The sequence below is a fragment of the Sporosarcina sp. FSL W7-1349 genome (assembly GCF_038003045.1).
In the GTDB taxonomy this organism is placed as follows: Bacteria; Bacillota; Bacilli; order Bacillales_A; family Planococcaceae; genus Sporosarcina.
Genome location: NZ_JBBOOK010000001.1, coordinates 1,594,587 through 1,615,333 on the forward strand (window position 1 = coordinate 1,594,587; position 20,747 = coordinate 1,615,333).

At 47.1% G+C, this 20,747-nt stretch carries 19 protein-coding genes and 1 pseudogene; 11 read left to right on the plus strand and 9 right to left on the minus strand.

What is annotated here, in order from left to right; all coding sequences use genetic code 11:
• The first annotated feature begins 125 nt into the window (after nt 1-125).
• Nucleotides 126-2,249 carry a methyl-accepting chemotaxis protein gene (locus MKY41_RS07930; protein ID WP_340744520.1) on the plus strand — a complete coding sequence of 708 codons (2,124 nt, stop codon included), beginning with the start codon at nt 126-128 and terminating at the stop codon, nt 2,247-2,249.
• A 130-nt stretch (nt 2,250-2,379) separates the two neighbouring features.
• Here MKY41_RS07930 and MKY41_RS07935 read toward each other — a convergent pair whose 3' ends face one another.
• The 6 genes from MKY41_RS07935 to MKY41_RS07960 form a co-directional block, all read right to left on the minus strand.
• On the minus strand, nt 2,380-3,219 hold the full coding sequence (locus tag MKY41_RS07935; RefSeq protein ID WP_445683303.1) for a polysaccharide deacetylase family protein: 840 nt from the start codon (nt 3,217-3,219) through the stop codon (nt 2,380-2,382).
• A 199-nt stretch (nt 3,220-3,418) separates the two neighbouring features.
• Nucleotides 3,419-4,831 carry a dihydrolipoyl dehydrogenase gene (gene lpdA / locus MKY41_RS07940; protein ID WP_340744522.1) on the minus strand — a complete coding sequence of 471 codons (1,413 nt, stop codon included), beginning with the start codon at nt 4,829-4,831 and terminating at the stop codon, nt 3,419-3,421.
• 4 nt (nt 4,832-4,835) lie between these two features.
• The gene (locus MKY41_RS07945) at nt 4,836-6,179 is read right to left on the minus strand and encodes a dihydrolipoamide acetyltransferase family protein (protein ID WP_340744523.1); all 1,344 of its coding nucleotides are present in this window, start codon (nt 6,177-6,179) and stop codon (nt 4,836-4,838) included.
• Nucleotides 6,180-6,216: 37 nt separating this feature from the next.
• Nucleotides 6,217-7,194 carry an alpha-ketoacid dehydrogenase subunit beta gene (locus tag MKY41_RS07950; RefSeq protein WP_340744524.1) on the minus strand — a complete coding sequence of 326 codons (978 nt, stop codon included), beginning with the start codon at nt 7,192-7,194 and terminating at the stop codon, nt 6,217-6,219.
• A gap of 3 nt (nt 7,195-7,197) precedes the next feature.
• Nucleotides 7,198-8,313, minus strand: a complete 1,116-nt coding sequence (gene pdhA / locus MKY41_RS07955; protein ID WP_340744525.1) for a pyruvate dehydrogenase (acetyl-transferring) E1 component subunit alpha — start codon at nt 8,311-8,313, stop codon at nt 7,198-7,200.
• Between the two features lie 268 nt (nt 8,314-8,581).
• Complete coding sequence (locus tag MKY41_RS07960) at nt 8,582-9,226, minus strand: YkyA family protein (protein ID WP_340744526.1); 645 nt, start codon at nt 9,224-9,226, stop codon at nt 8,582-8,584.
• A gap of 129 nt (nt 9,227-9,355) precedes the next feature.
• Here MKY41_RS07960 and def point away from each other — a divergent pair, with 129 nt between their 5' ends.
• The 3 genes from def to rnjA all read left to right on the plus strand — a co-directional run bounded on the left by def (nt 9,356) and on the right by rnjA (nt 12,036).
• Nucleotides 9,356-9,913 carry a peptide deformylase gene (gene def / locus MKY41_RS07965; RefSeq protein ID WP_340744527.1) on the plus strand — a complete coding sequence of 186 codons (558 nt, stop codon included), beginning with the start codon at nt 9,356-9,358 and terminating at the stop codon, nt 9,911-9,913.
• A 242-nt stretch (nt 9,914-10,155) separates the two neighbouring features.
• Entirely contained in the window at nt 10,156-10,365 is a 210-nt protein-coding gene (locus MKY41_RS07970; RefSeq protein WP_041073778.1) for a DNA-dependent RNA polymerase subunit epsilon, read from the plus strand.
• Nucleotides 10,366-10,368: 3 nt separating this feature from the next.
• Complete coding sequence (gene rnjA / locus MKY41_RS07975; RefSeq protein ID WP_340744528.1) at nt 10,369-12,036, plus strand: ribonuclease J1; 1,668 nt, start codon at nt 10,369-10,371, stop codon at nt 12,034-12,036.
• Between the two features lie 64 nt (nt 12,037-12,100).
• Here rnjA and MKY41_RS07980 read toward each other — a convergent pair whose 3' ends face one another.
• A complete protein-coding gene (locus MKY41_RS07980; RefSeq protein ID WP_340744529.1) occupies nt 12,101-12,760 on the minus strand; it encodes a potassium channel family protein in 660 nt (219 codons plus the stop codon).
• A gap of 440 nt (nt 12,761-13,200) precedes the next feature.
• Entirely contained in the window at nt 13,201-13,644 is a 444-nt protein-coding gene (locus MKY41_RS07985; protein WP_340744530.1) for a TlpA family protein disulfide reductase, read from the minus strand.
• 239 nt (nt 13,645-13,883) lie between these two features.
• Here MKY41_RS07985 and MKY41_RS20770 point away from each other — a divergent pair.
• Nucleotides 13,884-14,157 (plus strand): annotated as a pseudogene (locus MKY41_RS20770) (peroxiredoxin); the annotation flags it as partial.
• A 155-nt stretch (nt 14,158-14,312) separates the two neighbouring features.
• Here the strand turns inward: MKY41_RS20770 and MKY41_RS07990 are convergent.
• Nucleotides 14,313-14,633, minus strand: a complete 321-nt coding sequence (locus tag MKY41_RS07990; RefSeq protein ID WP_340744531.1) for a hypothetical protein — start codon at nt 14,631-14,633, stop codon at nt 14,313-14,315.
• A 72-nt stretch (nt 14,634-14,705) separates the two neighbouring features.
• On the opposite strand from MKY41_RS07990, the gene MKY41_RS07995 reads away from it, so the two are divergent.
• The 6 genes from MKY41_RS07995 (at nt 14,706) to MKY41_RS08020 (ending at nt 20,724) form a co-directional block, all read left to right on the plus strand.
• Entirely contained in the window at nt 14,706-16,154 is a 1,449-nt protein-coding gene (locus MKY41_RS07995) for a hypothetical protein (RefSeq protein ID WP_340744532.1), read from the plus strand.
• A 236-nt stretch (nt 16,155-16,390) separates the two neighbouring features.
• Entirely contained in the window at nt 16,391-16,933 is a 543-nt protein-coding gene (locus MKY41_RS08000) for a helix-turn-helix domain-containing protein (RefSeq protein WP_340744533.1), read from the plus strand.
• A 16-nt stretch (nt 16,934-16,949) separates the two neighbouring features.
• Nucleotides 16,950-18,056 (plus strand): ABC transporter ATP-binding protein, encoded by a 1,107-nt coding sequence (locus MKY41_RS08005; protein ID WP_340744534.1) that lies wholly within the window; start codon nt 16,950-16,952, stop codon nt 18,054-18,056.
• Entirely contained in the window at nt 18,046-18,870 is an 825-nt protein-coding gene (locus tag MKY41_RS08010) for an ABC transporter permease (RefSeq protein ID WP_340744535.1), read from the plus strand. Before MKY41_RS08005 ends, MKY41_RS08010 begins: the two co-directional genes overlap by 11 nt.
• Nucleotides 18,854-19,654: an ABC transporter permease gene (locus tag MKY41_RS08015; RefSeq protein ID WP_340744536.1), complete on the plus strand. Its 801-nt coding sequence runs from the start codon at nt 18,854-18,856 to the stop codon at nt 19,652-19,654. The genes MKY41_RS08010 and MKY41_RS08015 overlap by 17 nt, the downstream gene beginning before the upstream one ends.
• Nucleotides 19,651-20,724, plus strand: coding sequence for an ABC transporter substrate-binding protein (locus MKY41_RS08020; RefSeq protein WP_340744537.1), 1,074 nt, complete (start codon nt 19,651-19,653; stop codon nt 20,722-20,724). The genes MKY41_RS08015 and MKY41_RS08020 overlap by 4 nt, the downstream gene beginning before the upstream one ends.
• Nucleotides 20,725-20,747 lie beyond the last annotated feature (23 nt).

Below are 20,747 nucleotides of genomic sequence, written 5' to 3' on the forward strand. Positions count from 1 at the left end.
ATCTGACACTCTATACTTTTCAGGAGAATAGTCACTAATTATTCAAATGATTTCCAGAATTTCGATTGCTACAACTGGTTCCCTACCCTATAATCACCATATAAATCACGAAGGAGGTGAATAAAATGAAAAAGCTACAGACAAAATTCCTATTGTTTATATTGGCACCGACTATTCTGTTCTTCTTAGGCATGGGAATCTATATTTCTTTTTCGGTCCATTCAATGGTAAAAGAAGAAGCGGAAATAATGCTTGAGACGCACGGTGAACTACTTGCCGAGGAATTGAAAGTCAATCTGGAGCATTATGCAGTAGCAGCACAAACGATTTCCCACTCTATCGAGGGCTTGTTCGAGAATAAATTGGACCCGACACGGGATGATGTCAATATACTGCTACAACAGCTGTTAACAAATGATCCAAGTATTTTAACAACCTGGACACTTTGGGAAGTCAATTCATTTGATGACCAGGATGCGGAGTTCGCCAATACCTCAGGATCAGATGAGACAGGCCGTTTTATTCCGGTCTGGTCACGGGACAAGTCCGGAAAGTTCTCCCTTGAACCGATAATCGGTTACGATCAACCTGGTGAATTAAAAGACAACTTTGATCATGTGTTGCAAACAGGGGAAAATGTCATATTCGAACCGTTTTCCTATCAAGTTGACGGCATAGACACACTCATGACTTCGATCGTTTCACCAATCACGATTCATGGAAAAACTGTAGGGATGGTCGGTATCGATATTTCACTACAGACCATGAATGATCATATTAGCAAAATTAGGCTTTATGACAATGGATTCGCCGGACTTATGTCGAACAGAGGGGGAGTCATCTCTCATCAAAATAACGAGCTGATCGGGAAGAATTATTTCCAAAGCACTGCGATGAAAGATAGAGATGATGTAACAGATGTCGAAAATGCTGTACATAAAGGGGAACCTGTACGAATCGTCGGCTTTTCCGATGCCTTGCAAACGGATGTGTACCGCTTATTTACACCTATTCAAATCGACGGAGTCCAAACGCCTTGGAGTGCCTTTATCGCGGCTCCGATAAATGAAGTGACGGCGAAGGCGACAGCATTAACAAGAGTGATTCTTATAACAAACATCGTATTGATCATTATTCTAACTGTTATCATCATCACCGTATCCAAGGGAATAACAAATGTCCTCCGCAGAGCAGTAGCCCACGGTCAACTCATAGCGGATGGAGATTTCACGCTTAATGTAAACGAAAATCATTTAAAGCGACGAGATGAACTCGGGGACTTGGCGAGAATCTTTATTGCAATTACGAAACAGATGGGCGGGCTAATGGGGAAGATCAAAGAGAGTGCGAGTCAAGTAACAGCCTCCGCGGAATCTGTAGATGTTCGGACAGAGGAAACAAGACGCGCGGCAAATGAAGTGACCTCAGCCATCGAAAAAGTGGCCGAATCTGCTGAAGTCCAAATGCAAAGTACCGAGGAAAGCGCAAAGGCAATGGGCGATATGGCACACGGAATCCAAACCGTAGCCTATGCCTCGACCGCGGTTTCTGAAATAACGAATGAAATGCTGGAGAAGGCGAATAATGGACAAAAAGTAGTTCATAATGCAGTTCAGCAAATGGATGTTATTCGAAAAGGTACGAGCGATACAAAAACAATCATCGAACAATTGGAAGAGGAAGCCAATAAAATACAAGACATCGTCTCTGTCATTACCTCTATTTCAGAGCAAACCAATCTACTGGCATTGAATGCGGCAATCGAAGCCGCCCGGGCCGGGGAATATGGAAAAGGATTCGCTGTAGTTGCAGATGAAGTCCGTAAATTGGCAGACGAAACAAACGGGTCCGCCGGCGATATTCAACAACTGCTCGCTGCCATCCAAGCCGATACCGTACGAGCAGCCGAGTCCATGGAAATGAACGAACACGGAGTGCAAAGCGGTCTTCATCGCATGCATGAAGTTGAAACTGTGTTCAATCAAATTATCACTTCAGTCGAAATGATTGTGAAAGAAACGATTGAGCTATCTGCAGTTGCGGAGGAAATGTCAGCCGGCTCGGAGGAAATTGCCGCCACTTCAGAAGCAATGGCCGAAAGCGCAAGACAAGCTTCCGACCAGACCCACCAAGTGGCAGCCGCCTCTGAACAACAACTGGCTTCCATGGAGGAAATAGCGAACGCTTCTGTTTCATTAAAGAAACTGGCCGATGAATTGAATCAAACTCTAACTCAATTCAACGTATGATTTTATGCACCTAGCTAAATAGTGATAAGGGTTTGTTTACACGCTCCCCTTTCACCATTTACGATGGTGCATTTTTTTCATTGAAATAAAGGTCTCTTTGAATGCCCACCAAAGTTAAAACAAAAAGATGTTAATCCGATACTCCTTTGATTGTCAACGGATCCACCATTTCATACCCTTTTTCCCGCAATCCGAGCACAATCTCTTCCAAAGCATCCGCCGTCCATTCCCGGTCATGCATGAGAAGGTTCGATCCATTTCGCAACAGTTCCGTATTGACCATGATCTCGGCAATTTTCTCTCGCGTCATATACGCTTTCTCGAAATCATAGCCATACGACCAATTCATCACCAACATGCCGTCCTCTTCAGCAATCCTTTTGCTGAATTCCGTATTCGCCCCGAATGGAGCTCGAAAAAAACGAGGCCGCTCCCCAGTGATTTCTTCGACCGTATCGCTGACTGTCAGAATTTCTTGGCGTTGCTCCTCTTCTGACAATTCTTTCAGGTTGGCGTGCGTTTGAGTATGATTCCCGATAAGGAACCCCATTTCATGGATCTCCTTTAGCACCCCCTGCTTTTCTTCCGTGTCAATGAAGTGCCCGTTGACAAAAAAGATTGCGGACGCCTCTAATTCCTTCAACGTCTTCGCCATATCCAACGCCCGCTTATCCGGCGCATCATCAATAGTCAAAAGGACGACTTGCGGATCAGCTTCCCCGATCGGCTCAATCGAGAAAGTATTCGGATTCATTTCGTACAGCGGTTCGCTCACGTCTTCCTTCACCTTCTCGTCGGGTTCCTCTGCAGCTGGTCTGTCGGCAGGTACTACTTCCACTGTATCCGGCTCTTCGGTCTCCCTCGTCTCAGGTTCTGTCACCTGCTGGGCCGGCTCTTCATCGGAACATCCAGCGAGCACCAAGAGGATGACGGTCATTATAGGAAACAATCCTTTTTTCAAGTAAATCACCCTTTCTTCCTTTCCCTACATAGTAATATGGATTACTAGTGTTCCCCGAATCTCACACATGTAAGCTTGGAAGAATAAAAGCGCAGGACTCTTGCTTGGAAGAAGGTTATGGTCCAAGTACTTTGCGCTTTCTTTAAATAATAAAAAACCGCTCATCGGACACCCTTCTGCCCAATAAGCGGTTTTGTTGAAGCATTTTTTATTTTACAACCATATGGATCGGCTTACCAAGTGCAACTTCAGCTGCTTCCATGGAAATTTCACCTAATGTCGGGTGAGCGTGGATTGTCATCGCGACATCTTCCAACGTCATGCCCGCTTCGATTGCCAAGCCAAGCTCTGCAATCATGTCAGAAGCGTTTTCGCCTACGATTTGAGCACCGATCAAGAGACCATCCTCTTTACGAGCCACCAGTTTGACGAACCCTTCTGTCGCGTCCAATGCGAGCGCCCGGCCGTTTGCCGCAAATGGGAATTTCCCTGTTATGACATCATAGCCTTCTTCTTTCGCTTGTGCTTCATTCAACCCGACTGTTGCCAATTCAGGGTCTGTGAAGCAGACTGCAGGGATTGCCAAGTAGTCGACTTCTGATTTTTCACCAGATATCGCTTCAGCAGCCACTTTTGCTTCATAAGAAGCTTTGTGGGCCAATTGTGGGCCTGGGACGATATCGCCGATTGCGAAAATGTTCGGAACGCTTGTCCGGCATTGTTTGTCCACTTCGACAAGGCCGCGCTCTGTCAATTTGATGCCTGCCCCTTCCAGACCGATTTCATCTGTATTCGGACGGCGGCCGACTGTCATAAGAACATAATCAGCTTCAATTTTCTTCTCTTCGCCATTTACTTCATACGTAACTGTCACGCCATTGTCTGTTTCTTCCACGCCTTTTGCAGACGCTTTAACAACAACCTCGACGCCTTTTTTCTTCAAACCTTTTTTAACGATTTGTGTCATTTGTTTTTCGAAGCCCGCAAGGATATCGTCCATGCCTTCGATGATCGTCACTTCGGATCCCATATTCGCATATGCTGAACCGAGTTCAGTTCCGATATATCCTCCACCGATCACGACAAGCTTCTTAGGCAGCTCTGCCAAATTCAAAGCGCCTGTCGAATTGATGACACGTTTGGAATATTTGAAATTAGGGATTTCTACCGGACGTGAGCCGGTTGCGATGATAGCATTTTTGAATTTATACGTTTGTGCTGAATTTTCATCCATGATGCGTGCCGTGTTGCCATCGACAAAATAAGCTTCCCCTTGGACGATTTCCACTTTGTTTCCTTTTAGAAGCCCTTCGACTCCGCCAGTCAACTTTTTCACGACCCCGTCTTTGAACGCTTGGGCTTTCGAGAAGTCCAATTTCACATCAGTCGCCGTGACTCCCATTGCATCGGAATCTTTGGCATGCGCATAGCGATGGCCGACCGCGATCATTGCTTTGGATGGGATACAGCCGACGTTTAGACAAACGCCTCCCAAGCTATCTTTTTCAACGATTGTCACTTTTTGTCCGAGTTGCGCTGCGCGGATCGCAGCCACATAACCTCCTGGTCCGGATCCTACGACAAGCGTGTCTACTTCGATTGGAAAATCCCCTACTACCATTTTCTTACGCCTCCATTAATAAAAGTTCTGGATTACCGAGTAATTTCTTTAGGTGATTCAGCGCATTTTGCCCTGTTGCACCATCGATAACCCGATGATCGAACACTAAAGATAATGCTAACATAGGTGCCGCTATAATTTCACCATTTTTCACTACCGGCTTCTCAGAAATTCTGCCGATTCCTAAAATCGCCACTTCCGGATGATTAATAATTGGTGTGAACCATTGGCCGCCCGCCGATCCGATATTCGTAATCGAGCAAGAAGCGCCCTTCATTTCTTGAGGTGCCAATTTGCCTTCCCGTGCTTTTCCGGCCAGTTCGTTGATCTCATTTGAAATGGCAAATACCGATTTGCGGTCTGCATGTTTGATGACCGGCACGAGCAGGCCACGATCCGTATCTGCCGCGATTCCGATGTTGTAATAATGCTTCTGGATGATTTCCTGTGTTTCGTCATCCAACGATGTGTTCAATTCCGGGAATTCACGCAATGTGGAGACGAGCGCCTTGACGACATATGGCAAATACGTCAATTTGATGCCTTTTTCGGCAGCGATCTCCTTGAATTTTTTGCGATGCGCCACGAGTTCCGTCACGTCCACTTCGTCCAATAAAGTGACATGCGGAGCAGTATGTTTGGAATTGACCATCGCCTTGGCGATCGCTTTCCGGATGCCGGACATTTTCTCGCGTGTTTCCGGGAAATCCCCATCCAAATGGACAGGCGCGGTTTGTTTGTCTGCAGATGCCGTTTCAGCTTGCACACGATCTTCCGCAGTTGCCGGTGCCGCTTGCTGTGCTTGGTCGCCGCTTAAGAATGCTTCGATATCCTCTTTCATTACACGGCCATTTTTGCCGGAACCCGCAACTTGACGAATATCGACATCCTGCTCTCTTGCGAATTTCCGGACGGATGGCATCGCAATGATCCGTCGATCCGAATCGACGTCAGCTTGGGCGATATCTCCTGCACCCGTCGCTTCTTTCGGCTTGTCATCTTTCGGCGCTTCTTCTTTATCGATCGGTTGACCGGCCTCGGCAGTGGACTGGACTTGCGCCTCGGTCTCTTCTTTCCCTTCCGATCCCTCACTCGACGTGCTCTCATATCCCGGTGCATCGATACGGATCAGTACGTCCCCCACGACAGCGACTGTCCCTTCCGATACTACGATCTCTTCGACCGTCCCCGTCACAGGCGAAGGGATTTCGACTACCGCTTTGTCATTCTGGACTTCAAGAAGCGTATCATCTTCATTGATCGTATCCCCTTTTGCGACGAACCATTTTACGATTTCACCTTCGTGGATCCCTTCCCCGATATCTGGTAAGCGAAATTCAAATGCCACGTAAATTCACCCTTTCCTCTTTGACGATCCATTCAAATTAGAACGTCAATACTTTTTTAGCTGTTTCAACAATATCTTTAGCATTCGGAAGCCACGTATTTTCACCTTGGGCAAACGGATAGATTGTATCCGGTGCAGTAACGCGCAAGACTGGTGCATCCAAGCTCAAGATTGCCCGTTCCGTAATTTCTGAAACGACATTCGCGGCGATGCCCGCCTGTTTTTGAGCTTCTTGCACGACAATTGCCCGATTCGTTTTTTCCACGGATGCGATGATCGTTTCAATATCGAGTGGTTGAATCGTACGAAGATCGACCACTTCAACGGAATAGCCTTCCTTCTCCAACTCTTCTGCTGCTTTCAAACTTTCATGCACCATGGCGCCATACGTAATGATGGAGAGGTCGGAACCTTCACGTTTCACGTCCGCTTTCCCTAGAGGAATCGTATACTCCTCTTCAGGCACTTCCTGTCTGAATGAACGGTATAGTTTCATATGCTCCAGGAACACGACCGGATCTTCATCGCGGATCGCCGAGATCAACAGGCCTTTTGCATCGTAAGGAGTCGATGGGATGACCACTTTCAACCCCGGTTGGGAAGCGACGAGACCTTCCAAACTGTCCGCGTGCATTTCAGGCGTTGCAACTCCTCCGCCGAATGGCGAGCGGATTGTCACTGGCGCATTAAATGTCCCCGCACTGCGGAAACTCATCCGTGCGAGCTGTCCACTAACGGAGTCCATCACTTCAAAGAGGAAGCCGAAGAACTGGATCTCCATGACTGGACGGAAGCCAGTCAGGGACAGGCCGATCGCCAAGCCTCCGATTCCAGACTCTGCTAGCGGCGTATCAAATACGCGTTCCTCTCCGAATTCTTTTTGCAGTCCTTCCGTCGCACGGAAGACCCCCCCGTTGACGCCGACGTCTTCACCGAAGACGAGGACGTTTTCATCATTTTTAAGCTCCGTGCGCATCGCATCGGTAATTGCTTGAATCATCGTCATTTGTGCCATCGGTCAATTCGACTCCTTCTCTGTATAAATATCGAGCTGTTCCTGAAGGTTATACGGAAGCTCGCCTCTATTCATGATTTTAATAAAATCGCTCACTTTCTGTTTCGGAGCGGCATCGGCGGCCTTGATCGCTTCTTTGATCTCCTCTTTGGCACGCTCGATTATTTCGTTCTCTTGATCCTCACTCCACAGACCTTTGCCTTCCAAGTATTTACGGAAGCGGATCAGCGGATCGCGTTTGGCCCATTCATTGTCCGTATCAGATGTACGGTAACGGGTCGGATCGTCTCCAGCCATCGTGTGCGGACCGTAACGGTAGCAAAGCGTCTCGATTAATGTCGGGCCTTCCCCGTTGATTGCACGCTCACGCGCATCGCGTGTCACCGCATAGACTGCGAGAGGATCCATACCGTCCACTAAGACACTCGGAATACCTGCTGCAACCCCTTTTTGGGCCAGTGTTTTTGCCGCTGTCTGGAGCTCACGCGGAGTCGAGATCGCATATTGGTTGTTTTGGACGATAAAAATAGCTGGGGAACGGTAAGCGCCAGCGAAGTTGATGCCCTCATAGAAATCGCCTTGGGATGTTCCGCCATCCCCCGTATACGTCATCGCAACGGCTTTCGTGCCGCGCTTCTGGAAACCAAGCGCCACACCGGCAGCTTGGATATACTGTGCACCGATAATGATTTGCGGAGGAAAAACGTTGAGTCCTTCCGGCAACATGCCACCTTGGAAATGGCCACGCGACCAAAGGAACGCCATATGTAACGGCAAGCCATGGAAAATCATTTGAGGCACATCACGATACCCCGGCAGGATAAAGTCCTCTTTTTCAAGCGCAAAATGCGAAGCCAATTGAGATGCTTCCTGACCGGCTGTCGGCGCGTAAAACCCGAGACGCCCTTGTCTGTTCAATGAAATCGAGCGCTGGTCCAAAATTCGGGTATAGACCATCCGGGTCATCAATTCAACAAGATCTTCATCGGATAAATTCGGGTTAACGTCCTCGTTGACAATTTCACCCTCTTCGTTCAAAACCTGGAGCATTTCAAACTTGTCTTCAATCGCGTGAAGCGTTTCCACCGGATCAAACTGCTGATTTTTTTTTGCAGCCATTTTGGCAACTCTCCTTTGTAACTGTATTATGTTTATTCAACGAATTTATTGATACAACTTTACTCTTTTTCAGTATACTTAAAGTTAATCATTTGGTCAATCATTGTAATCAAGGTATTTCAGTCGATATGAATGTTCCGAAAAAAAAGTCTATATAAAACTGTATTAACACAACAATCCATCTGTAGTATAATAGATTCCATCCTTACATACCGATAATTGCCCTCAAAAAAAGAGCAGGAAAACGGGTTCCTGCCCTTCTTTACCTTTATTCTGTCTGTTGCAAACGTGACTCCACGGTTCCCCGCAGTTCGTTGACTTCGCGGGTGGATTCATTGAAAGATTCCACAGCCGATTGGACTTTCTCATTCTGCTCATTGACCGACTGGACTTGTTCATCCAACTTCTTGAAGTCCGTCCCTTCTGCTGTCAACATCTCATACAGTTCCTTCTGGAGTGCTGTTAGCTCGTTGTATGAAGTGAGGAAGGCATCATGTCGATCATACCGTCCGTCAATCGCTTGCCGCAGGCTCTCCACATCTTCTTTAACGGAATCCTCCGCATTTTCCGTGATGGCGGCAAATTCATCCGTCAAAGTCCGAGCTTGTTGCATCGCCTTTTTTTCGGACTCCAATATTTCAAGCCTTTTGGATTGCTGTTCTTCCAATTGAGCGACATTCTCTTGCAATTCATCGTCCTGTTCCCGCGACAGCTTCATCGTTTCATGGAATAGTTGTTGTTCCGACTTTTCAATTTCCGCCAGTTCGGTTTGCGCATCGCGGTAGTCCCGCTCGGCTTCATTCATCTTCGAAAGGGTTTCAGCCAGCATTTCCTCAGGGGAATTATCAAAACTGCATCCCGCCAAGAGGAACAGGGTACACCCTATGAACAAACCGAGAACCGATTTCCTCATCTCATCACCTCAATTTCTATCAATATAGTACGCACCTTCCGTAAAATCAAGTTTGCGCTAATCTCTTTCACCGTTTTTCCAATTGGACTATAATATAGAGTAGGAAAAGACCTGAAAGGAAGATTCTTCATGATTTTAATGAAAGATATTATACGGGAAGGCCATCCTTCTCTTCGGAAACGTGCGGAGGAAGTGGATTTCCCACTGACCGATGAGGAACGGAAATTAAGCGGGGAATTGCTCGAATATGTCATCAATAGTCAAAACCCGGAAATGAGCGAAAAATACGGCCTGCGCCCCGGAATCGGGCTAGCCGCTCCGCAAGTCGATCAAGCGAAAAGAATGTTCGCCCTTCATATTAAGGAAGAAGGGCAAGATCCCATCAGTTTCGTTGCTATTAATCCGAAAATCGTGAGCCATTCTGTTGAGAAGACTTATTTGGTACCAGGAGAAGGTTGCCTTTCGGTGGACCGGGATGTCGAAGGATTCGTCCCGAGATACGCAAGGATCACAGTGAAAGCGTTCGGCCCAGACGGTAAGGAATTCAAAAAACGATTAAAGGGGCTGCCCGCCATTGCATTCCAACACGAATTGGATCATTTGAACGGAATCCTGTTCTACGATCATATCGACCCGAAAAATCCATACCGAGACATCCCGGGTGCGACTCCTTTTGAGCGGGATTGACCGTCCACGCCTTGACAAAAAATTAAGAATATGATAAAATTCCGCCAAGGAGTGATGAAGCCATGTACAAGCGCCTGAAACGAAAACTGTTGAAGCGGCTGAATGGCATCCTTGGCAAAAAAACAATTGCATAGACAATTTGCGCCCACCCTGCACACGGGTGGGCTTTTCTTTATTTTAGGGAATCCGCATGGTAAGATAAAGAGAACGATTTCAAACGAACGTAAAAAGGAGAGCAAGCGATGATTTACAAAGTGTTTTATCAAGAAAACATGCTCCAAGTACCAGTCCGCGAAAATACAAAGAGCCTTTACATCGAAGCGGAATCAGAAAGACAAGTCCGCGAAAAATTGAAAGATCGGGGATATAATATTGAATATATCCAGGGCCTCGAAGGATCGCATCTCGAGTATGAGCAACAATCACCCGATTTCCAGATTGAGCAGGTCTAATCTATGAAATTTATCAAGAACAATGAAACAGCGGTTTTCGCATTGGGCGGACTAGGCGAAATCGGCAAGAATACGTATGCAGTTCAGTTCCAAGATGAAATCATATTGATCGACGCGGGCATCAAATTCCCGGAGGACGATCTTCTCGGAATCGATTATGTCATTCCGGATTACACCTATTTGGAACGTAATGTGGATAAGATCAAAGGGCTTTTCGTCACCCATGGTCACGAGGATCATATCGGGGGCATCCCCTACCTATTGCGGAAGGTGAATGTACCTGTATACGGCGGGAAGCTCGCCCTCGGACTGCTCCGCAATAAACTCGAAGAACACGGTCTTATGAGGACGACGAAGATGATTCCGATCGATGAAGAGGATATCATCAAATTCCGGAAGACATCGGTATCGTTTTTCCGGACAACCCATAGTATTCCGGATGCTTTTGGAGTCGTAGTCAAAACACCTTCCGGCAATATTGTCCACACAGGGGATTTCAAGTTCGACTTCACCCCGGTCGGAGAGCCGGCAAACTTGTCGAAGATGGCGAAAATCGGCAGCGAAGGGGTGCTATGTCTTCTTTCCGACAGTACAAATGCCGAAGTGCCGAATTTTACCATGTCGGAACGGAAAGTCGGAGATAGCCTGAATGATATTTTCCGCAATGTCGATGGCCGGATCATTTTCGCAACTTTTGCATCGAATATCCACAGATTGCAACAAGTCATTGAGGCAGCCGAGAAATTCGGCCGTAAAATAGCTGTGTTCGGAAGAAGTATGGATAACGCCATTACGATCGGCCGTGAACTAGGCTATATCAATGCGCCGAAGGAACTTTTTGTGGACACCCAGTCATTGAACCGTTTGCCTGCGAATGAAGTAATGATCTTATGTACGGGTAGCCAAGGGGAGCCAATGGCCGCTTTATCCCGGATTGCAAATGGCACACACCGCCAAGTGCAGATCCATCCTGGGGATACGGTAATCTTCTCCTCTTCTCCGATTCCGGGCAATACGTTGAGCGTCAACAAAACGATCAACGCCCTGTTCCGCGCGGGCGCCGAAGTGCTACACGGACCTTTGAACAATATCCACACTTCAGGACATGGCTCCCAAGAAGAGCAGAAATTAATGCTCCGCTTGATCAAACCGAAGTTCTTCATGCCAATCCACGGGGAATACCGGATGTTGAAAATGCACACGGAACTGGCGGTGTCCTGTGACGTACCGAGGGAAAATACCTTCATTATGAGCAATGGCGATGTCTTGGCGCTGACGCAAGATGAAGCGCGCGTTGCCGGCCGGATCCCTTCTGGCGATGTCTATATTGACGGAAGCGGCATCGGAGATATCGGGAACGTCGTTTTGCGGGACCGCAAAATCCTGTCGGAGGATGGACTGGTCATCGTCGTGGCGACAGTGGACAAAAAACGCAACCGGGTTGTTTCCGGTCCGGATATCATTTCACGTGGGTTCGTCTACATGCGGGAATCCGGCACGATGATCAACGAAGCGCAGCAAGTCCTCACGAAACAGTTGCAAAAGAAACTAGCCGATTCCCCAGCGGATATCGCTGGACTTAAGAGCGAGATCAATGATGTCATCGGACCGTACTTGTATGAAAAAACAAAACGGAGACCTATGGTGCTTCCTGTCATTATGGAAGTCTGAGTTACTACAATTAGAAAAACCCGCTACGCCTATCTTTGGCGTTGAGCGGGTTTTTTGCTTTCATTCAATATAAAGCTTTCCGTTCAAACCGGTGGATGTCCTCATCCGAGCCGATAACGATCAGAACATCGCCCAATTGAATCTTTTCGATTGCTTGTGGGGAGACGAGAATATGGGTGCCTCGTTTGATGGCGACGATGTTGACACCGTATCTGGCTCGAATGTCCAAGTCAATAAGGGAGAATCCTGTGATTCTTTCATTCGCCCTGATTTCTGCGATGGAGTATTCCTCCGATAATTCCAAGTAATCGATGATATTATTGGAGACCATATTGTTGGCGATCCGTATGCCCATATCCCGTTCCGGATGCACGACCTGATCGGCCCCGATCTTCCGGAGCACCTTCTCATGGTAGTCGTTTTGAGCCTTCACCGTTATTTTCGGCACCCCGATCTCCTTCAGCATCAAAGTGGTTAAAATACTCGCTTGAATGTTCTCCCCGATGGCGACAATGACATGCTCAAAATTGCGGATGCCTAATGATTTCAGGACGGACTCGTCTGTTGTGTCCGCTGCAACCGCCTGTGTCGCAATCTGCGCATACTCATCCACCCGTTCGGGGGACTTATCAATCGCCATCACATCGGCCCCCAAGTTGATCAATTCCCGTACGATGCTCCCACCGAACCGACCTAACCCGATGACGACAAACTCTTTTTTCATACATTGATTCCCCCATACGAATTCACGATGCAAAAAGTGTAGCATATCCCTTTCGCGTACTCAAGGGTGGGGGGTTTATGGGCGGTGGAGCGGGAGTTATGGGCACGGGGCTCAAGTAATGAGCCGGAGATCCGAGTTACGGTCGGTCCGGCGGCAGTTATCAACGCGAGTTCAGATGGCCAGCGAGTAACTGAACCAGAACAAAAGCGCAAGCGCCTTGGTCAGCCCCGACAAGCGCTGGAAGACTTTTAATAAAGGCGCTCTTTGCCTTTATCTTAAAGTCTGAAGCGACTCAAGGGGCTAGGCGCTCAAGCTAGATGTAAAACTTCTGCATTAGTAGAGTTATCCACAGTCCAGGATTTTATAATTTCCTAGACGATAAAAAAGCCCTGTCGTGCAAGCGGGCGCTTCACACAACGGGCATGGGCTCAGTCTTCTTTTTAGTTTCTCCCAAGTACACGGTTGACACGTCTCTCCAACACCTTCATGCCGCTTCCACCTGCTTGGAAATGACGAAGTTGGCCGTCTTTGTCGAATACATAGTAAGCCGGGACGTATTGATTACTAAATGCGTCCGTCAGCTTCACTTCGCTGTCGACGAAAATCGGTTGTGTAATATTATGTTTGGCGGCTACCGCTTTAATCTTTTCCAAGTCCAGATCCTCTTTGGACCGAGGCATATGAACTGCGATGACATTCAGCTCGTCTTTGTACCGATCTCTGAAATAATTGATGTCCGGCATCACTTCTTTGCAGAGACGGCAGCTGACAGACCAAAAATGGATCAAGGTCGGTCTTCGGCCAATTAGGTCCGCTTTTGTTCTTTTACCGTTCAACCAAGTTGTCGCGCCTTCCAACTCCGGCATCTGTTCGTGTAATTTCATAATCCTATCCCCCTGTTAAGAAAATCCCCACTGCTTATACTATGCGTGGGGATTGAGTTAGTATCCTAACCATAGCCTACATTGCAATCATAGGATTTCTTCGTCTGATCTCCAGTTTGAAACGCGTAAAGTGCACGAACTATTTCGTCTACGTCACGGCCAAAACGAGAAATGGAAATGATTGGATAAATGGTAGGAAAACTAACTTCAATGGAGATTGGTTTAGCAAACAATATTTGAAATGGACAATATTGTTCTTCGTCTGCCCAACAGAAATTACAGCGATGTCCAACTGTTATGCTGAATTCGAAGACTTGATGCCGAACGGAGGTACAACGAAATCCACATGCACTTGACTTGAATCAAGATAGAACATAATGACAACTGCAATTGAAATATACGTTTGCAACTGATACGGATCACATAGTTTCCTACGAAAACAGCGTATTGGTCGAAGAGGAAGGCATTGCACTGTGCGGTCTTTTCATCATCAATCCTAAAAGCAAACTTAAAATCAAATTGGATTGCATAACAAAAAATATTTATTGCTAGAGAAGTATAATTTCAACAATTTCCTTAATCAGAAAAACAAAAAACTACTTTTAAAAAAGACATAAGTATGGCCAGGTTTACATGACCCGGATTTGAGGAATCGAGAATAGAGATACCTAATTACACTGAGAAGGTCTATTGGGCCTGGCCAAGCAATATTCGCAATCTGGATCGGCGCAGGATGGTTCTCGCCATTCGTCACAAGTCGGGCAAAAGACGGAGTCGTGCTCATCATTGTACGCCAATGATTCTAAGCAGACCATGCAAAGATTGGATAATTCCGACCCTTTGTGGATTCTGCCTTGATAAGCGAGGAAAATCCCTTCTATCTCTTTTTCGTGCACTGATTGTCCAATCGTCTCCCAGCTGAGCCCGAGATCTTCCATTGTCCACTTGCGCTCGTCTGGATCAAGGAAAAACACTTTTTTCTTTCCCAATCCCAGTCCCCCCCTTTTCGAATAATTGTATCATGTATCGATAATTTATCCTATATGGAAGGGTGAAATCCGATGGAAAAGAAAGTTAATATGACAGAAATCGATATTATTCGCTCCCATCTATCTTTTGTTCTTCCATTGAATTACACCTTATCCCAGTCGAAGCATTTCTCAGAAACCCTTCAAAACAACGGCTATACCTATTTCAATATTCTGGAAGCATCGAAGCTGAATGAGATGTACGGCGAAGGCATTGCGGTCAGTGGCAAAGAGTTCGAGCAATATTTCCTCCCTTTCATTGAACGAAAACTTTTCCCGCCCTCTCTCCACGAACAAGGATTCCATCGTTTTTCCAAGTCGATCCAAAAGGATTTCCGGTTCCGGATCAATAGAAGACTACAACGCTTCAAGGTTCGGAGTATTGATATCATTCTCGGCCCTTTCGGTATCGCATTCTTAACGTTACGAATCGAGTTGAACGAGACGACGAGCCTCTCTGATGTCCTTGATTTCACTCATCATTTCCGGGCAGTGGAACCGAAAGTGCGGGAGGAGCGCGGAGCAAAAGTCCTTTTGTCCAACGATGAACCGATTTCTGTCCATCGTTTTCTCTTCGACCAATTATGTCCTTTCCTCCAGAACCTGATTCCGCACGACGAGAAACTGCAAGGATACTATGGATCACTTCCGTATTTCGATGATGAAAGAATGTACACCTCCGGATTCCTTTTTGCCCGGGAACATGAAAATATCACACAGGACCAATTGTTCCGGATGGGCCAAGTCAATGGACGCACCCCGACAGGAGAACCTTTCCTATCGGCAACGAATCCTAAATATATTCAGCAAATGTTGCAAGATTCTTTGCATGACCGTTGGGCCCCTCACACGTATACCGTGACGACCGACCATGCGTTCATGAAGATTACAAACCATCGGTCTGATGAAATGCGCCAGGAACTGTCGCAATTCATGGGCACCCATTATTACAATCTTCTCCTGCATTACTTTTACAAGATCATGTTGCTTCGGTTCGTATTCGAATATAGCTCCATCGACTGGGACAAGGACGATGAATATGTAAAATCGCTCATCAAATCCATCACATTGTTTTCTTCTTGGTATTACTCGGAGGAAATCAGCACCCGGACAGAAGGAAAAGAGGTTTCCAGCATGTTCCGGAAAGCATTCAATATTAGCAATTTGTTCACGGAAGTGACGAACACATTAAATGAGTTATACCGGAATCAGGAAAACAGCAACGCGGGCAGGATGAACATCCTTCTCTTCGTATTGACCGTTTTCACAGTGATCTCGGGCATTTACGGAATGAATCTCGTCATCGATGATTGGGATGACCCTTTCAAATGGAGTAAAGTGACCTCCTATACGTTTTTCGAATGGATCTCCCTCATCACAGCCATCAGCGGGATCGGCCTATCCGCCTATCTCATTTTCCATACGTTCCTCAAGATGGGGAGAAGGAAATGGAGATCCAAAAAGAATGATCTGTCGATTTGACGGATTTTGAAAAGTAGAGGCGGGGCATAATTCAGCCCTCCCCTGCTTTTTATTTTTAACGGCTTCCGCATTTTCACTTGGAGAGTGCAGGGAATGAAACGCTGTATCCTGTCATGGTTTATTTTTCCATAAAAATTTATTTACAAAATCAGTTGATTTTTGAATACAGATTGTATAGGTTATAGTAAACTTAAAGTTCATTTCCACTAAACTTCTACAGCGCGGGAGGGGTGCCTATGGAAATTGGCAGGAAAATTAAAAGTCTCCGATTAAAAAAGGGACTGACCCAGGAAGAGTTAGGAGAACGGACCGATTTGACGAAGGGGTTCATCTCGCAATTGGAACGCGACTTGAATTCGCCTTCCATCGAAACGCTTTTCAGCTTGCTGGAGGTGCTCGGAACGACACCGAAAGAGTTTTTCGACGAGCCGAAAAAGAATATGAAAATTGTCTATACGGCGGACGATCAAACCGTCTATCGGGATGAACGGATGCACTATAGCATTCGCTGGCTCATCCCGCGTTCGAACGAGCAAGAAATGGAACCGATCCACCTTACGTTCGAAGAACAAGGGCAATTTAAAAAGTTCGAACCGTCGCCTGCTGAAACATTCATTTACGTACTGAAGGGCGAAGTGAAACTGGAACTCGGTGAGATGGACTATACGGCCGGACAAGGGGATGCACTTTATTTTGATGCTTCGCAACCCCATCAACTTTCTAACGCGGCAAATGGATCGAGCGAATTGATTCTCGTTGCGACCGAATCCTATTTATAAAGGAGGAACCTCCCCCATGACGACTGAACCGATCATCCGCTTCGACAACGTGACGAAACAATATAGCACCGATACGACGGTGTTGAATGGCGTTTCGTTCGAGATGGAGCGTGGAAAATTCTATACATTGCTCGGCCCGTCCGGTTGCGGAAAAACAACGATCCTGCGGCTGATTGCAGGCTTCATCGAGCCTACGGAAGGGACGATTTATTTTAACGGGAAGAAGATCAACGGCATTCCGGCGAATGAACGGCAAGTGAACACTGTATTCCAAGACTACGCCCTATTTCCCCATCTGAATGTCTATGAAAATGTGGCATTCGGCCTGCGCATCAAGAAAGTGAAAAAAGAAGAGGTCGATCGTCGGGTCAAAGAAGCGTTGAAATTCGTCAATCTGGAAGGCTATGAAAGACGGGACATCTCCGAAATGTCCGGGGGGCAGAGGCAACGGGTCGCCATTGCCCGGGCCATCATCAATGACCCGGAAGTGATTCTGCTGGATGAGCCGCTTTCCGCACTTGATTTGAAATTACGTTCTGAAATGCAGTATGAGCTTCGGGAACTCCAGCAGCGCCTCGGCAAGACGTTCGTCTTCGTAACTCATGACCAAGAGGAAGCGTTGGCGATGTCCGATGAAATTTTCGTCATGAATACGGGAGAAATCGTCCAATCCGGCACACCGCTCGATATTTACGATGAACCGATCAACCGCTTCGTCGCGGACTTTATCGGAGAATCTAATATTGTTCCGGGCGTCATGATCGAAGATTACTCCGTGCAATTCACCGGGAAAGTGTTTGAATGTGTCGACCAAGGGCTGAACCCGAATGAGAAAGTCGACATCGTCATCCGTCCGGAAGACTTGGAAATTACCGACGTGCAGAAAGGAAAATTGGTGGTGACAGTCGATACCCAATTATTCCGCGGTGTCCATTATGAACTCTCCACCTACGATGCGGACGGGAATGAATGGCTTGTACATTCCACCAAAAAGGCGGAGGTCGGCGGTAAAATCGGCTTGGACTTTGCCCCGGAAGACATTCATGTCATGCGTTTGAATGAAACGGAAGAGGATTTCGATGCCCGATTGGAGTCCTATGGAGTGGCAGCAAATGAAGAATAGAACGTTTCACCCGTTATACTCGATTCCGTATATTGCATGGATCTTGCTATTTGTCATTGCGCCGATCGCCTTGATCGTCTATTATTCCTTTTTTGATTTAACAGGCAATTTTACGTTAGCAAATTATAAAAGCTTTTTCTCGTCGGTCTACTTGAAATTGACAATCAGCTCGTTCTGGTATGCGTTTCTCATTACGTTCTTTTCGTTGCTGTTCGCCTATCCGACGGCTTATTTCCTGACGAAGACGAAGCATAAGCAGCTTTGGTTGTTGCTCATCATCATTCCATCGTGGATCAACCTTTTGCTGAAGACATATGCGTTCATCGGGTTATTCGGTCTGTACGGGCCGCTCAATGCGTTAATGGAAGTGACGGGAATCGGAAGGCAGCAATTGCTATTTACCGATTTCAGTTTCGTCTTCGTGTCGGTCTATATTTTCATTCCATTCATGATTTTGCCGATTTTCAATGCACTTGACAAATTGAATCCTGCCTTGATCGACGCCTCCCGAGACCTTGGGGCGAATGCGTGGACGACATTCCGGCGGGTCATCTGGCCACTGACGATCAATGGAGTCAAATCCGGCGTGCAGATCGTTTTCATCCCGGCATTGTCACTATTTATGATCACTCGGCTCATCGCGGGGAATAAAGTCATCACACTCGGAACTGCGATTGAACAGCAGTTTCTTGTCACGCAAAACTGGGGCATGGGGTCGACCATTGCCGTGTTCTTGATCTTATTCATGTTCATCGTCATGATCATCACGAGTGGCGGCGAAAGGGGGACGACAGGCAATGGGAAAATTAAGTAGCTTACCGAAACTCTATTTGACTGCCGTCTTCATCATTCTTTATGCACCTATCTTTTATCTGATCTTTTATTCATTCAATTCCGGGGGCGGCATGTCGAATTTCGAGTCGTTCACTTGGGAACATTACAGCGCCGTTTTCGAAGACACCCGGCTCATCGTCATCTTGCTGAACACCGTCATCGTCGCCTTGCTTTCTGCCCTCGTCTCCACTGCAATCGGCGTGCTCGGTGCGCTGGCTATCGCCTTCCTGCGCAATCAAGCGATGCGGAATGCCGTGTTGTCGTTGAATAATATTCTAATTGTCAGCCCGGATGTCATTATCGGGGCCTCATTCCTTATTTTATTCACCATTGTGGGAGTCAAGCTCGGGTTTGCATCGGTGCTGATTTCCCATATCGCATTCAGCATTCCGATTGTGGTCATCATGGTATTGCCGAAACTGCAGGAGATGAGTACTTCGCTAATTGATGCAGCAAGGGATCTGGGCGCTTCACGGAGGGATATCTTGATGAGGGTGATCATCCCTTATATCAAACCCGGGATTTTCGCCGGTTTCTTCCTGGCCCTGACCTATTCCCTCGATGATTTTGCCGTCACATTTTTCGTCACGGGCAATGGATTCTCGACCTTGTCCGTCGAAATCTATTCGATGGCACGGGCAGGGATCACTTTGACGATCAATGCGTTATCGGGACTGATCTTCCTCATTACGGTCGCCTTGGTACTCGGCTACTATGCACTTGGCAAAAAGGCGAAAACCGATTTGACGGGGGTGAGGAAATGAAGGACATCATCCGGGCGGCTGCCGCCATACTGATCATTTCCGCCCTCCTGCTGTTCGTTAATTCAAAGTTGAACGATAGCAGCGGCCGTTCAGGCAAGGACGTCATCACGGTTTACAACTGGGGAGAATACATCGATCCAGATCTTCTGAAACAGTTTGAAGATGAAACGGGCATTAAAGTCATTTACGAGACGTTTGATTCGAATGAAGCGATGATGGGGAAAATCGAGCAAGGCGGAACCTCTTATGATATTTCCATGCCTTCCGAGTATATGGTCGAAATGATGGCGGAAAAGGATCTGCTTATCCCTCTTGATCGCGAATTGTTGCCGAATCTTCAGCATATCGATCCTTATTTCCTGAACTTGCCGTTCGATCCGGGCAACCGGTATTCGCTCCCTTATTTTTGGGGAACGGTCGGAATCGCGTTCAATCCGACGTTACTTGAGGGGCAAACATTCGAGGAATGGGATGATTTATGGAACCCTTCCCTCCGACAGGAAGTCATTTTGGTTGACAGCGCACGGGAAACGATCGGCATGGGGCTGAACTCTCTCGGCTATTCCTTGAACTCCACCAATCTCGATGAACTGCGGGAAGCGACCGACAAGCTGAAGCGCCTGAGTCCTAATGTGAAAGCGGTCATCGGGGACGAAGTGACCCAGTTGATGGTGAACGGGGAAGCTGCCGTGGCGCTGACATGGTCCGGCCAGGCGGCGGATATGATGTATGAGAATGAAGAGATCGATTACCACGTTCCGGAAGAAGGGTCGAATCTATGGTTCGACAATATCGTCATCCCCCGGACAGCCAAGAATATCGAAGGGGCCCACGCGTTCATCAACTTCATGCTTGATCCGGAAGTGGCCGCTCAAAATGCCGATTATGTCGGCTATTCCACACCGAACTTGACGGCGTTGGATTGGATGGATCCCGAAGTGACAGGGGATGAGCGATTTTATCCAGATGAAGAAACGAGGGAGCATCTGGAAGTATATCAAAACCTCGGCTTGGAAATGCTCGGCGTTTACAATGAGCTCTTTTTGGAATTCAAGATGGAAATGAAGTGAGCAGATGGCCTCCGGAGTACGGG